At 58.8% G+C, this 13,278-nt stretch carries 18 protein-coding genes; 14 read left to right on the top strand and 4 right to left on the bottom strand.

Annotated elements, in window-relative coordinates:
* The first annotated feature begins 15 nt into the window (after positions 1-15).
* The 9 genes from BLU24_RS22655 (at position 16) to recX (ending at position 6,097) form a co-directional block, all read left to right on the top strand.
* On the top strand, positions 16-912 hold the full coding sequence (locus BLU24_RS22655; protein WP_093104126.1) for a gp53-like domain-containing protein: 897 nt from the start codon (positions 16-18) through the stop codon (positions 910-912).
* Positions 913-1,359 (top strand): phage tail assembly chaperone, encoded by a 447-nt coding sequence (locus tag BLU24_RS22650; protein WP_093104123.1) that lies wholly within the window; start codon positions 913-915, stop codon positions 1,357-1,359.
* A 17-nt stretch (positions 1,360-1,376) separates the two neighbouring features.
* Positions 1,377-2,579, top strand: a complete 1,203-nt coding sequence (locus BLU24_RS22645) for a carbohydrate-binding protein CenC (RefSeq protein WP_093104121.1) — start codon at positions 1,377-1,379, stop codon at positions 2,577-2,579.
* Positions 2,580-2,590: 11 nt separating this feature from the next.
* Positions 2,591-2,809 carry a hypothetical protein gene (locus BLU24_RS22640; protein WP_090282061.1) on the top strand — a complete coding sequence of 73 codons (219 nt, stop codon included), beginning with the start codon at positions 2,591-2,593 and terminating at the stop codon, positions 2,807-2,809.
* Positions 2,810-2,843: 34 nt separating this feature from the next.
* Entirely contained in the window at positions 2,844-3,410 is a 567-nt protein-coding gene (locus BLU24_RS22635) for a glycoside hydrolase family 19 protein (protein ID WP_093104119.1), read from the top strand.
* Positions 3,389-3,907, top strand: coding sequence for a lysis system i-spanin subunit Rz (locus BLU24_RS22630; protein WP_093104117.1), 519 nt, complete (start codon positions 3,389-3,391; stop codon positions 3,905-3,907). Before BLU24_RS22635 ends, BLU24_RS22630 begins: the two co-directional genes overlap by 22 nt.
* A gap of 68 nt (positions 3,908-3,975) precedes the next feature.
* Complete coding sequence (locus BLU24_RS22625) at positions 3,976-4,476, top strand: CinA family protein (RefSeq protein WP_093104115.1); 501 nt, start codon at positions 3,976-3,978, stop codon at positions 4,474-4,476.
* An 83-nt stretch (positions 4,477-4,559) separates the two neighbouring features.
* On the top strand, positions 4,560-5,618 hold the full coding sequence (gene recA, locus BLU24_RS22620; protein ID WP_090282065.1) for a recombinase RecA: 1,059 nt from the start codon (positions 4,560-4,562) through the stop codon (positions 5,616-5,618).
* An 8-nt stretch (positions 5,619-5,626) separates the two neighbouring features.
* Positions 5,627-6,097, top strand: coding sequence for a recombination regulator RecX (gene recX / locus BLU24_RS22615; protein WP_093104112.1), 471 nt, complete (start codon positions 5,627-5,629; stop codon positions 6,095-6,097).
* Positions 6,098-6,153: 56 nt separating this feature from the next.
* On the opposite strand, the gene BLU24_RS22610 is transcribed toward recX, so the two are convergent.
* Entirely contained in the window at positions 6,154-7,272 is a 1,119-nt protein-coding gene (locus BLU24_RS22610; protein ID WP_093104109.1) for a TIGR00730 family Rossman fold protein, read from the bottom strand.
* A 313-nt stretch (positions 7,273-7,585) separates the two neighbouring features.
* On the opposite strand from BLU24_RS22610, the gene BLU24_RS22605 reads away from it, so the two are divergent.
* Positions 7,586-7,780 (top strand): hypothetical protein, encoded by a 195-nt coding sequence (locus BLU24_RS22605; protein ID WP_093104105.1) that lies wholly within the window; start codon positions 7,586-7,588, stop codon positions 7,778-7,780.
* Here BLU24_RS22605 and BLU24_RS22600 read toward each other — a convergent pair whose 3' ends face one another.
* Positions 7,781-8,206: a PA3611 family quorum-sensing-regulated virulence factor gene (locus BLU24_RS22600; RefSeq protein ID WP_007908738.1), complete on the bottom strand. Its 426-nt coding sequence runs from the start codon at positions 8,204-8,206 to the stop codon at positions 7,781-7,783. It abuts the gene before it with no gap.
* Between the two features lie 189 nt (positions 8,207-8,395).
* On the opposite strand from BLU24_RS22600, the gene BLU24_RS22595 reads away from it, so the two are divergent.
* From BLU24_RS22595 to BLU24_RS22585, 3 genes are all read left to right on the top strand, one after another.
* Positions 8,396-9,142 carry a tRNA-uridine aminocarboxypropyltransferase gene (locus BLU24_RS22595; protein ID WP_093104102.1) on the top strand — a complete coding sequence of 249 codons (747 nt, stop codon included), beginning with the start codon at positions 8,396-8,398 and terminating at the stop codon, positions 9,140-9,142.
* A gap of 222 nt (positions 9,143-9,364) precedes the next feature.
* Positions 9,365-10,015 carry a response regulator transcription factor ErdR gene (gene erdR, locus BLU24_RS22590; RefSeq protein ID WP_090282070.1) on the top strand — a complete coding sequence of 217 codons (651 nt, stop codon included), beginning with the start codon at positions 9,365-9,367 and terminating at the stop codon, positions 10,013-10,015.
* Between the two features lie 74 nt (positions 10,016-10,089).
* Positions 10,090-10,452, top strand: coding sequence for a diacylglycerol kinase (locus tag BLU24_RS22585; RefSeq protein WP_090282071.1), 363 nt, complete (start codon positions 10,090-10,092; stop codon positions 10,450-10,452).
* On the opposite strand, the gene BLU24_RS22580 is transcribed toward BLU24_RS22585, so the two are convergent.
* On the bottom strand, positions 10,449-11,375 hold the full coding sequence (locus BLU24_RS22580) for a LysR family transcriptional regulator (RefSeq protein ID WP_093104099.1): 927 nt from the start codon (positions 11,373-11,375) through the stop codon (positions 10,449-10,451). The genes BLU24_RS22585 and BLU24_RS22580 overlap by 4 nt on opposite strands.
* A gap of 133 nt (positions 11,376-11,508) precedes the next feature.
* Here BLU24_RS22580 and fpr point away from each other — a divergent pair, with 133 nt between their 5' ends.
* The gene (gene fpr, locus BLU24_RS22575; RefSeq protein ID WP_007908723.1) at positions 11,509-12,288 is read left to right on the top strand and encodes a ferredoxin-NADP reductase; all 780 of its coding nucleotides are present in this window, start codon (positions 11,509-11,511) and stop codon (positions 12,286-12,288) included.
* Positions 12,289-12,446: 158 nt separating this feature from the next.
* Here fpr and tsaA read toward each other — a convergent pair whose 3' ends face one another.
* A complete protein-coding gene (tsaA, locus tag BLU24_RS22570) occupies positions 12,447-13,145 on the bottom strand; it encodes a tRNA (N6-threonylcarbamoyladenosine(37)-N6)-methyltransferase TrmO (RefSeq protein WP_093104095.1) in 699 nt (232 codons plus the stop codon).
* Positions 13,146-13,278 lie beyond the last annotated feature (133 nt).

Raw genomic sequence — 13,278 nt, 5'->3', positions numbered from 1 at the left:
ATCAGGAGATGAGTAATGGATTATCCAAAAAGTGTGCCCAGTGCGGGCCTGATGGACGGCAAGTTTGTCGATGAGGATCCGGTAGCGGGTAAACCGGGATCGTTGATTCCGGCGAGTTGGGGGAACGGCGTCACGCAGGAATTGCTGAAGGTCATCCAGGCTGCCGGTCTTACGCCTACAGAGTCGGCCAATGATCAGCTGTTAGTGGCTTTACGCAGCAACAAGTTATTTGTGACTGCGCCGCAATTTGACAGTGGCAAATCGGTTGCTACGACTGAATTCGTAACCCGAACAGGTTTGCAGTTTTCCGGTTTCGTGTCCTATGGAGTGAGCACCGTTCTGAGTGCTGCCAATATCGGTGGAGTCGCCAGCTTCGCGAATAACTCGCCGATCACAGCGACGTTGCCTTCAACCAACGGAATTGCTCACGCCAGTACCCTTCACGTGATCAATGCGGGCACCGGTATCTTGACGATCAGTCCGGCAGCCAATGAACAGATCGAAACCTGTAACGGCACATTCGGACCGCTGAAGCTGGATCTTGGTGATTCCGCTTATCTGATCAAGCTGAGCAATCAGTGGCGATTGTATGGGGGATCGGTCAGCGACAGGTACGCCACAGCGCATTCCGGTGTCGTAGGCAACGTCGGTTATCAACGCTATCCCAGCGGTAACATCGACCAGTGGGGTGTTGGCACCACGGATGCCAAAGGCGACGTTAATGTCAGCTTTCCTATCTCTTTTCCTAACGCGTTTTCATCGATCGTGGCCATCCACTCGGGGGGCGATGGCGCGATGGTTACCATGTACTCCAACTCTGCGACGAAACAGGGCTGCCGGCTGAAGGTGCGAAGCTACACCGGTGACGTCAGTGCGAACTGGGGTGTTTTTTACCTTGCAAAGGGCTACTGAATGAATCCGTTCAATATTTTGTTCAGCGCCAGTACCCGGGGCGCCTATGTACCGGGTATCAATTCGTCGGACATTCCCGACGACGTTATCGAAATTCCTCAGGGGTACTGGATCTCGTTGCTGCAGCAGATGGCGGTCATCCCGAAAGTGATTGGTGTGCGTGCCGATACCGGCTATCCGGTTCTGGTCGATCCACCGCCGCCTTCACCGGATGAAGCTGCTGACATCGAGCGCTTGTGGCGTACAGCGCAGCTCGCCGCCACCGACGGCCTGGTCGCACGCGACCGCGATGAACTGGAGGACGGCGGCGGCACGACATTGACCACTGAGCAATACGCCGAACTGCAAACGTATCGACGGGCGTTGCGCGAGTGGCCGCAAGGTTCATTCTTCCCATTCAGTGAGCATCGGCCGGTGGCACCGCGCTGGCTGGCTGCCGCGCTTTAAATCATCAGGGACGTGATATGGATTATCCGAAAAGCATTCCGGGCTCAGGTCTGGAAAACGGCAGGTTTGTCGACGAAGACCCGATTGCAGGAAAGCCGGGGTCGCTGATTCCGGCGAGTTGGGGCAACAGTGTTACCCAGGAAATTCTCAATGCAATTACAGCCGCTGGCCTGACGCCTGACGAAGAACAGACCGATCAATTGGCCCACGCCATTCGACAGCTTTCCAGGCCTGACCCGTTGCAACAATTCCCGGTGCAGGTCTATTGCAGGAATTTGTTGATCAACGGTGATTTCCGGATCTGGCAGCGTGGCACAACCAACCAGGGGCCCAATACCGGCGGCTATGTGGCGGACCGATTTCGCTGCGACTGGAACGGTAATGCGGGCGTGAGCATCACTCGTCAGAACTTTGCTCTCGGGCAAGGCGAGGTCTCCGATGAGCCGGCCTGCTTCCTGCGCTGGCAGCAAACCGCTGCGGGCGCGGGCGCGACCGTTCACAAAATCTCCCAGAATATCGAGTCGGTCAGAACGCTCGCGGGTAAAACCGCGACGTTGACGTTTTGGGCCCGATCCGATGCCGCGCGATCATTACAAGTAACCATTGCGCAACAATTCGGCGCGGGCGGATCGGCCCCCGTTGGCAAGCTGGTCGATGCGTTTCAATTGAGCACGGCATGGACTCGCTACACCGCAACGTTCCAGGTTCCTGCCATTGCCGGGAAGATGCAAGGCAGCGGCGACTGCCTGATATTGGCGTTCGACTTGCCTCTCAACGTTCTGCAAACGGTGGACCTGGCACAGGTTCAATTGGAGGAGGGTCCGGTATCCACTCCCTTTGAACATCGGTCCATCGCGCAAGAGCTGGCGTTGTGTCAGCGCTACTATGAAAAGTCTTTCGCGTCCGGGCTGCCGGTCAAAGCCAACAATGGCACCAATACCTGTATCTCGACCTTCACCCAGGTCCCGGCAGGAAACACCGGCCAATACGGGATGACGATCGGCTTTCTGGTGCAGAAAAGAGTTCAGCCGACTGTTACCGCCTATTGCCCGGCAGACAGCAGTAATCAGGTATGGAATCAAACAATCAGCAAGGCTTGCACCGGTACGCTTCTTCAGGGCGTAACCGATCGTAGTGTTTCTTTTGCTACTGTCACGCCGGTCGGCAGCGCACCGGGGCAGACCTTGCAACTTGAATGGACAGCGGACGCTGAAATCTAGGAGCGACATTCATGGCTTATCAACTCAGCGCCTGCGGCGTGCTGCGCCTGGCTGACTGTGCATTTATCCCCGAGGAACCCGGCAATCGCGACTGGCTGGAATTTCAACAATGGCAGCTATCGGGGGGGCAGGTGCTGCCGGTGGATGGAGTACCCGCAGAAACTGGCGCGACCGGAACCCTGAAAACTCTGGCAAATAAATGGTTGGCACGCAGCAACCGCCAGCCATGATTCAATCGGGGCAATCCAGGGAGAATCAAGCATTATGCAAATAACCGAAAACAACCTTATCGACATCATGCCCAACGCCCGCTCCCAAGCGGGCGTTTTTGTTTGTGCACTGAACAACGCCATGGCGCGTCGTCGCATCGACTCGCCCAAGCGCATTGCCGCGTTTCTTGCGCAGATCGGCCACGAGTCGGGACAGTTGCGTTACGTGCGCGAACTGGGCAACAACCAGTACCTGAGCAAATACGACACGGGTACGTTGGCATTGCGTCTGGGCAACACGCCGGAGGCTGACGGCGACGGGCAGAAGTATCGCGGCCGCGGCCTGATCCAGATCACCGGCCGCAGCAACTATCGCCAGTGCAGCCTTGGGTTGTTCGGCGATGAACGCCTGTTGTCCCTTCCCGAACTGCTTGAGCAGCCACAGTGGGCGGCCGAGTCTGCGGCATGGTTTTGGGAACAGAAGGGCCTGAATGAGCTGGCCGATCGTGATCAGTTCAACATCATCACCCGACGCATAAACGGCGGGTTGAACGGTTTGCAGGATCGACTGGAAATCTGGGCGCGGGCGAGGGCGGTGCTATGCCAATCCCCTGGCGAGTGATTGGCATTGTATGGCTGGCCGCCGGTGCTTTTGCGGCGGCCTGGCAGTTTCAGGACTGGCGTTACGGGCGGCAACTGGCGGAGCAGTCACGGTTAAACGCTGAAGCCGTCAATCAACAGAATCTCGCCGCCGCCACCGCGCAACAGGCTGAACAGGATAAACGCCTGGCACTGGAGCAGCGGCTCGCGAGCAGTGAACAAACCCATTTTCGAGCGCTGAGCGATGCCCAACGTGATCAGGATCGCCTGCGCGATCGTCTTGCTACTGCTGATGTGCGCCTGTCAGTCCTTCTCGACGCCGGCGACGTTGCCCCAGGCTGCAACGTGCCAGCCACCGCCGGCCCCGGCCGCGTGGATCATGCAGCCGTACGCGCCCGACTTGACCCGGCGCATGCTCAACGAATTGTCGCCATCACCGACACCGGCGACCGCGGATTGATTGCCTTGCAGGCCTGTCAGGCCTATGTCAGAGCGCTGGCGCCTGCACATTTTGAATGATTCTGTGTAGTGAAGATGCAACCGGCTCGTGTACGGTGGTACGCATTCCACACGATCCGGAGTGCGCCGTGAAAGAGATCACCCAACTGGCCGCCGAACTTGGCCGTCGTCTGCAAGTGCTCAATGCTCATGTGACTACTGCCGAGTCCTGTACCGGTGGCGGTATCGCCGAAGCAATTACCCGGGTTCCAGGGAGTTCGGCGTGGTTCGAGGCCGGTTACGTGACCTACTCCAACCGGCAGAAGACCCAGCAGCTGAATGTGCCGGCCGAGCTGTTCGAGACGGTGGGCGCGGTCAGTCGCGAGGTGGTCGAGGCGATGGCGCGTGGTGCACAGGACAAAAGCCTGGCGCGTTTTGCCGTGGCGGTCAGCGGTGTGGCCGGGCCGGACGGCGGCTCGCCGAACAAACCGGTCGGCACGGTGTGGCTGGCATGGGGAGTGGGCGATGCGATTTCCAGCGAGGTTCAGCACTTCCCCGGCAACCGCGACGAGGTCCGCCGACAAACGGTGAAGGCCGCGCTAGAGGGGCTGTTGCGACTAGCGGCACGAGAAATCGAAAATCAGGGGTAGGCGATCTTCGAACGCTGTGGAATAATACTGGCTACTTATACAGGTGTTGGCCGTCAGGCCTTATTGATTACGTGAGGACTTTAATGGACGACAACAAGAAGAAAGCCTTGGCTGCGGCCCTGGGTCAGATCGAACGTCAATTCGGCAAGGGTGCCGTAATGCGTATGGGCGATCAGGACCGTCAGGCGATCCCGGCCATCTCCACTGGCTCTCTGGGTCTGGACATTGCACTCGGCATCGGCGGCCTGCCAAAAGGTCGTATCGTTGAAATCTACGGCCCTGAATCTTCCGGTAAAACCACGCTGACGCTGTCGGTGATCGCCCAGGCGCAAAAAGCCGGTGCGACCTGCGCATTCGTCGATGCCGAACACGCCCTCGATCCAGAGTACGCCGGCAAGCTGGGCGTCAACGTTGATGACCTGCTGGTTTCCCAGCCGGACACCGGCGAACAGGCACTGGAAATCACCGACATGCTGGTGCGCTCCAACGCCGTTGACGTGATCATCGTCGACTCCGTGGCTGCGCTGGTGCCGAAGGCTGAAATCGAAGGCGAAATGGGTGACATGCATGTGGGCCTGCAAGCCCGTCTGATGTCCCAGGCGCTGCGTAAAATCACCGGTAACATCAAGAACGCCAACTGCCTGGTGATCTTCATCAACCAGATCCGCATGAAGATCGGCGTGATGTTCGGTAGCCCGGAAACCACCACCGGTGGTAACGCGCTGAAGTTCTACGCCTCGGTTCGTCTCGACATCCGCCGTACTGGCGCGGTGAAGGAAGGCGACGAAGTGGTCGGCAGCGAAACCCGCGTCAAGGTTGTGAAGAACAAGGTCGCTTCGCCGTTCCGTCAGGCTGAATTCCAGATTCTTTACGGCAAGGGCATCTACCTCAACGGCGAGATGATCGACCTGGGCGTACTGCACGGTTTCGTTGAAAAATCCGGCGCCTGGTATGCCTACGAAGGCACCAAGATCGGTCAGGGCAAGGCCAACTCGGCCAAGTTCCTGGCGGACAACCCGGAAATCGCCGCGAAGCTCGAGAAGCAACTGCGTGACAAGCTGCTGTCGCCAGCAGTGATTGCCGACTCCAAGGCTTCCGCTGTCAAGGAAACCGAAGACGATCTGGCTGACGCTGATATCTGATAGCAGCGATGACCACCGTCGTACTCGATACACTCGTCGCAGTGCGACGAACCGCCATGGACCTGCTCGCACGGCGCGAGCATGGTCGAGTCGAGCTGACGCGCAAGTTGCGCCAGCGCGGCGCTGAAGCGGAAATGATCGAAACAGCCCTCGACCGACTGACGGAAGAGGGTCTGCTTTCTGAAGCCCGTTACCTCGAAAGCTTTGTTTCCTATCGCGCCCGTTCCGGCTATGGCCCTTTGCGGATTCGTGAGGAGCTTAGCCAGCGCGGTCTGCAGCGTGCCGATATCGAACTGGCCCTGCGCGAAAGCGGTATCAACTGGCAGGAGCAACTTCAGGAAACCTGGCGGCGCAAGTTCTCCGGGCATTTACCGATTGATGCGAAAGAACGGGCCAAACAAGGCCGGTTCCTGACCTATCGGGGATTTTCGATGGAGATGATCAACCGCTTGTTCAGCGGTCGAGGGATGGACGATTAGAACGATTCAATAAAAAACGGCCCGCTATGAAAATAGCGGGCCTTTTTTTTTTGCCTTCAAATTGCCTTTGAGGGCTCCCGGCTGCGCTGAGCGGTTTGTGGTTGAGAATGAGCCCAGTTTTCCGGCAGGTTTATATAGTCAATCAATTCCCTCAGACGGCCATGGGTGCGAGCGTTGAAGGCGAACGCCAGCCGCGCCAAATGGCTGAATTGAGCGTCATCATGTTCCTCGCCGGCATAGGCGTGTTGATGAAACCGGTCGCTCAGGCACAGGTCGGCAAAGGCGTCCTGCATGTGTTCCAGTGCCTGATCGCTGAGTTTGTGATTCATGCGGATCACAAACTGGCGCTTGAGCCAGCGGCTGGAGTGGAAGTTGCTGTAGAACTGATTGATCTGCTCCACCGCCTCGTCAACGCTGAAGACCAACCGCATCAACTTCATGTCGGTTGGCAGGATGTATCGGTTGGCCTCCAGTTGCTGGCAAATGAAATCCATTGCGCCCTGCCAGAATGTGCCGCCCGGTGTATCGAGCAATACCACTGGGACCAAGGGGCTCTTGCCTGTCTGGATCAGCGTCAGCACTTCCAGTGCTTCATCCAGTGTGCCAAAACCGCCCGGACATAAAACCAGCGCGTCAGCTTCCTTGACGAAGAACAGTTTACGAGTGAAGAAGAAGTGGAACGGCAGCAGATTGCCGGTGCCGTCCACGGTCGGGTTGGCGTGTTGTTCGAAGGGCAAGGTAATGTTGAAACCGAGGCTGTGGTCACGACCGGCCCCTTCGTGGGCCGCGGCCATGATTCCGCCACCGGCGCCGGTGATCACCATCATGTCGGAGCGCGCCAGTGCGGCGCCGAGCTCACGCGCCATTGCGTACAAAGGATGTTCAAGCGGCGTGCGGGCCGAGCCGAATACCGTAACCTTGCGCCGCCCCTTGAATTGTTCGAGCACGCGAAAAGCCTGTTCCAGCTCGCGCAGGGCCTGCAGAGTGATCTTGGCGTTCCAGCGGTTGTGGTCGTCCTGGGCCATGCGCAGCACGGTGAGGATCATGTCGCGGTAGATCGGAATGTTCGGGCTGTTGGGGGAAACACGGTTGAGTTGCTCTTCGACCTTGCTGATGAGGTCGGGGCCGCTTTCCTGAAAATGACGACTCAAGAGGTCATTCGGTTGGTAAGGCATTCAATGTCTCCTTTGTGCACAGAGCGGGTGGCCCTGACGAGCGGCGTCAGTGCCGCGCTGCAAAAACACACCTCTGGGCAGTTCCTTGGCTGCCGTCAACAGATGATCGGGAATACTCTGAATCTAGACCTTCGCGCGGCATTACGCTGTGACTTCTTTTGTAAGCAACCGAGAATGGCTCAGCGCGAAGCGCTACCGCTCATCCGAGCGCTTACTGAGCAATCAGCCCTCTGATTATGCGACAACTTCGCGGCGATCAGTACGCAAGTGACAGGCTATTGAAGGATTTGCAGGTGACAAGGAGGCGGGACAGATGGCCAGAGTAGTACTGGAAATCGATACGCAGCTGTATCGAATGTTACCGGCAGCGGCCGAGACCAGTCAGATCAGTCTCGAAGAGGAGCGTTGCCGTGGTCTGGCGGGCGGCGAGTGCCGTTCTCAATATCTGCAGGCCTTGCTGGCCGAATTGCGCGCCGAGGATGAACAGCGGCGCGCCAATTCGCGGTGATTACTTCTTCTTCGCCGGGGCGGCTTTCGGGCAGTCGGATTCCTGATAGCTCGCCGAGCCGATCGCCTTGTTGGTTTTCACTTCAGTGAAGTCGTAACGCATGATCGCGCCCTTGGCCATCAGCTTGCGGTACGACGGGTTGTTGCACACCGAAGCGCCCAACTGAAAGTACACGGCTTTGGGGTCAGCACGCATTTTGTCGGCGTGGCTCTTTTGTACGCTCAGGTGATTGATCAACTGAGTGCCTTCAACGGTGTAGCCCTGATCGAGAATGTCTTCATTGATTGCCCGAGGCGTGCCGACGCTGCTCTGGGCGGCGACATTGCGCAGCTCTCTGTTCAGATTCTGCTCACTCAGGGACGCTGCCTGAGCGGTGAAGGACGACGCCAGCAGAATGGCAGCGGTGGGAACGATAAGGCGCAGCATGAAACTCTCCTGGTTCAGTGACTGGTGGTTCGACCCGTCACGTGACTGTGCGTTCAGTGGCGGCGAATTATAGGGGAGCCGGTCGGGAGGGTACAGGCTTGTGCCTCTCGCTCTGGTAAACTGCCGGCCTTTATTGCCCTGCCGAGTGTTGTTCGTGTCGAGTTTCCCTGCCTGCCGACGTCGCCTGCGATGAACCATGCCCCCAACGCCGTAGCCCGTCTGCGCGATCAGCGTGAAGATGAAGGCATCAAGCCGATTCAGGCCCGGGGCTTTCGCTCCGAGCGCTGCCGCGACTGCCGGGTGATCATCAGCCATTGCCTGTGCGCCTGGCGGCCGACTGTCGAAACCCGTTCGGGCGTGTGCCTGATCATGACCGGTAAAGAGGTGTTCAAACCCAGCAACACCGGTTGGCTGATTGCCGATGTGGTGCGCGACAACCATGCGTTCATCTGGTCGCGCACCGAGCCAGACCCGCAGTTGCTGGCATTGCTCAACGATCCGCAATGGCAGCCGTATCTGGTGTTCCCGGGCGAGTATGTCGAGCCGTCGCGAGTGACCAACACGGTCGCCGCCGATAGCCGCAAGCGCCCGCTGTTCATTCTGCTGGATGCGACCTGGACCGAAGCGCGGAAGATTTTCCGCAAGAGTCCGTATTTCGATCGGCTGCCGATCTTGAGCTTGTTGCCCGACAAGCTCTCGCGCTACCGCTTGCGCCGCTCGACCCGCAGCGAGCATCTGTGCACCGCAGAAGTGGCAGCGCTGTGCCTGGAACTGGCCGGTGATGCGGATGCCGCTTCGGCGCTGGACGCGTATTTCGACGTGTTCAGCCAGCATTACCTCGGCGCCAAACAGCAACTGGACAAGAACGAGGCGACGCCGGCCCATGCCGAGTTGCAGCGGTATATACCAAAGCCGCAGGCGGAGTTGGCGCAATAGTGGCCCATACTGTACGAGCCAACGGCCGCGCTGCTTGACCACCCTGTCTTCGCTGGGCATGCTTGGCGCCGTTCTGGGTGCGGCCAAGGTTTGAAACGCCGTGTTTGCTGTTGATTGGCGTTGAACGTGCCCCTGTGGATATCGCTTGCGAGCGGCATCTCGAGTTGCTTTGGTCTGGCCGGAATGCCCCGGCCGGCCATCAAAAACAGGATCATTTGAAAAATGGCCACATACGACATCCTGATTGCCGATGATCACCCGCTGTTTCGCAGCGCCCTGCATCAAGCGGTGACGCTGGGCCTCGGCCCGGACGTGCGGCTGGTGGAAGTCGCAAGCATCGCCGAGCTGGAAACCCGCCTGACCGAAAAAGCTGACTGGGATCTGGTCCTGCTGGACCTGAACATGCCCGGCGCCTACGGTTTTTCCGGATTGGTCTTGCTGCGCGGGCAATACCCGCAGATTCCGGTAGTGATGGTCTCGGCCCAGGAAGAGGCTTCGGTGATGGTCAAATCCCGCGAGTTCGGCGCCAGCGGCTTTATCCCCAAGTCCAGCGATCTGAGCGTGATTCAGCAAGCCGTGCGCAAGGTCCTCGACGGCGATGTGTTCTGGCCGCCGCAAGCGTTCGAAGCGGTGAGCGTGTCCGACGAAGCCAAAGCCGCCAGCGATGGCCTCGCCAGCCTGACACCGCAGCAGTTTCGCGTATTGACCATGGTCTGCGAAGGCCTGCTGAACAAGCAGATTGCCTATGAGCTGAGTGTGTCGGAAGCGACCATCAAGGCCCACGTCACGGCGATCTTTCGCAAACTGAATGTGCGCACCCGCACGCAAGCGGCGTTACTACTGCAACAACTTGAGTCAATTCCGAGCCAGTGATCGCTGGCGGTTTCACGCTTTTTTGACTTTCGTTGATCTAGCTTCCCCACTCCTTTTTGGTTGGTCTCTTCCATATGTCACCTTTCAAGGGCCAGACCGGCCTGAAACGTATTCTCAACGCCTCCGGTTATTCGCTCGACGGCCTGCGCGCAGCGTTTACCGGCGAAGCGGCGTTTCGCCAATTGGTGTTGCTCAATGTTGTCCTGGTCCCGTTGACCTTCTTTCTCAATGTCAGCCGTGTCGAACAAGCCGTATTGATCGCCGTATGCCTGCTGGCACTGATCGTGGAACTGTTGAACTCGGCGGTGGAAGCGGCCATTGACCGCATCTCGCTGGAATTGCACCCGCTGTCGAAGAACGCCAAGGACATGGGCAGTGCTGCGCAGTTCGTGGCATTGAGCATGATCGCGTTGGTGTGGGCGGTGATTCTGCTTTAAGCGATGGTCGGCAAAACGATCTCGTCGCTGCGCTGCACCCCGGCGGTAAACGCGCGGCACAGTTCGAGAAACTCGCGCATGGCCGAGGTCTGGTATTTCTGCTTGTGCCAGATGAAGTAAAACTGCCGGGCCAGATCCAGGTCCGGCGTTTCCACCGGCACCAGGCTGCCGCGACGAAACGCATCACGCAGCGCCAGCCGCGAAATGCAGCCAATCCCCAATCCCGATTCCACCGCGCGTTTGATCGCTTCGGTGTGCTCCAGCTCAAGACGGATATTCAGCGCGCTGCGGTGGTGGCGCATGGCTTGATCGAAGGTCAGGCGCGTGCCGGAACCCTGTTCACGGAGAATCCACGCCTCGTGGGTCAGCTCTTCCATGCTCGCGCTGCCACGTTGAGCCAGCGGATGCTGCGGCGCGCAGAACACCACCAGCTCATCCTCGACCCAGCTCTGCACTTCGATGTCCGGGTGACTGCAATCGCCTTCGATCAGACCCAGATCAATTTCATAGTGCGCAACTTGTTGCACGATATTGGCAGTGTTCTGCACATGCAGCTTCACCTGGCTTTCCGGGTGGCGTTGCATGAAGCTGCCAATCAGCAGGGTGGCCAGGTAGTTGCCAATGGTCAGCGTCGCCCCCACTGATAAAGAGCCGAAACCGGATTTACCGTTGAGCAGATCCTCGATTTCCTTGGCCTGGTCGAGCAGGGCCACCGCTTGCGGCAACAGCTGTTTGCCGAGAGCGTTGAGGCTCAGGCGTTTGCCGGCGCGATCGAACAGCTGGCAGCTGGACTGGCGCTCCAGTTCGGTGATCGACGTGCTGGCCGCCGACTGCGAGAGGTTGAGCAGACCCGCAGCACGGGATACGCTTTCCTGCTGGGCGACGGCGACGAAGACTTGCAGTTGACGGAGAGTAAATCGCATATCGATATAACCGATAACCCTTATCTTAATAATCCAGTTAACAGATATTGTCGTCGCTATTAGAATGCGATGCAATTGCGCGCTATGGCCTTGGTGGGCCTGCGCAGACCCAATCTCCAGGAGTCAAACGTACATGAGCAACATGAACCACGAGCGTGTCCTCAGTGTTCATCACTGGAACGACACTCTGTTCAGCTTCAAGTGCACCCGCGATCCGGGTCTGCGCTTCGAGAACGGTCAGTTCGTGATGATCGGCCTGCAGCAGCCCAACGGCCGCCCGCTTATGCGCGCTTACTCGATCGCCAGCCCGAACTGGGAAGAGCATCTGGAGTTCTTCAGCATCAAGGTGCAGGACGGTCCGCTGACCTCCCAATTGCAGCATCTGAAGGAAGGCGACGAGATCATCATCTCGAAAAAGCCTACCGGCACCCTGGTTCTTGATGACCTGAATCCGGGCAAGCACTTGTACCTGCTCAGCACCGGCACCGGCCTGGCGCCGTTCATGAGCGTGATTCAGGACCCGGAAACCTACGAGCGCTTTGAAAAAGTGATCCTGGTTCACGGCGTGCGTTACGTCAACGAAGTCGCCTACCGCGAATTCATCACCGAGCACCTGCCGCAGAACGAGTTCTTCGGCGAAGCGCTGCGTGACAAGCTGATCTACTACCCGACCGTGACCCGCGAGCCGTTCGAGAATCAGGGCCGTCTCACTGACTTGATGCGCAGCGGCAAGCTGTTCAGCGACATCGGCCTGCCACCGATCAACCCGCAGGATGACCGCGCGATGATCTGCGGCAGCCCGAGCATGCTCGATGAGACCAGCGAAGTGCTCGACAGCTTCGGCCTGAAGATCTCGGCGCGGATGCGCGAGCCGGGTGATTACCTGATCGAACGCGCGTTCGTCGAGAAGTAAACAAGTCCCTGTAGGAGTGAGCCTGCTCGCGATAGGGCCGTATCAGTCGACATCTGACGTGACTGGTCCACCGCAATCGCGAGCAGGCGAAGGCCTACAGAAAAGCAAAAAGCCCGCGTTGCCTGAGAAGGCAGCGCGGGCTTTTTCGTTTTCGGGGTTTACGCTGAGGCGGGAATGACTTCGAGCACGCAAATCCGCTCAGGCGTTGGATAATGCCAGCGTACATCCAGATCCCAGAACTGCGCACCGTACTCTCGGTCCGGCGCCGGGGTCTGATAGGCCGGGCGCGGATCCTGCGCCAGGCATTGCTCGATCAGCTCAACCAACGGCTCGCCGAGGCGCTGCGCATGGGTATGCGCCTGTTGTAGCGCTGAATCTGTCCACCGCACTTCGATCAACTGCGGCGCAGCGCTGGCGATGCTGTTGGCGGCGCCGGGAATGATATCGGCGTAAGGCACATAGGGTTTGATGTCGAGCACTGGCGTGCCGTCGAGCAGATCGATGCCGGAAATGAACAGCCGATCGGCTTCGACCCGGTCGAGTTTCACTACCGATTGGCCGATGCCGTTTGGCCGGTGTGTGGCGCGGGTGGCAAACACGCCCATCGACTTGTTGCCGCCCAGCCTTGGCGGACGGACTTTCAGCCGCGGTTTGTCTTCCAGCGCATGGTGAAAGAGGAACAGCAGCCAGACGTGGCTGACCTGTTCCAGCCCCTGCACCGCGTCACCCTGATCGAACGGCGCGACCAGTTCCAGCACGCCACGGGCGGCGGGGGCCAGCTGTGGCTGGCGGGGGATGGCGAATTTCTCCTTGAAGCAGGAGCGCACGAAGCCGATGGGGGAGACGCTGTAAGTCATGGTTTGAAATCGAAGCGGGGCAGGGCGGGCATGATAACCCGGCAGGCTTCAAGTCTGGTGGTGTACGGGCGGACGCCATCGCTGGCAAGCCAGCTCCCACAAGGTTCGCGGGAGGTCGCATCATCTGGGTACT

The sequence above is a fragment of the Pseudomonas sp. Z003-0.4C(8344-21) genome, assembly GCF_900104975.1.
In the GTDB taxonomy this organism is placed as follows: domain Bacteria; phylum Pseudomonadota; class Gammaproteobacteria; order Pseudomonadales; family Pseudomonadaceae; genus Aquipseudomonas; species Aquipseudomonas granadensis.
Note: the sequence above shows the minus strand (reverse complement) of the source record. Positions and strands in the feature narration are given on the sequence as shown.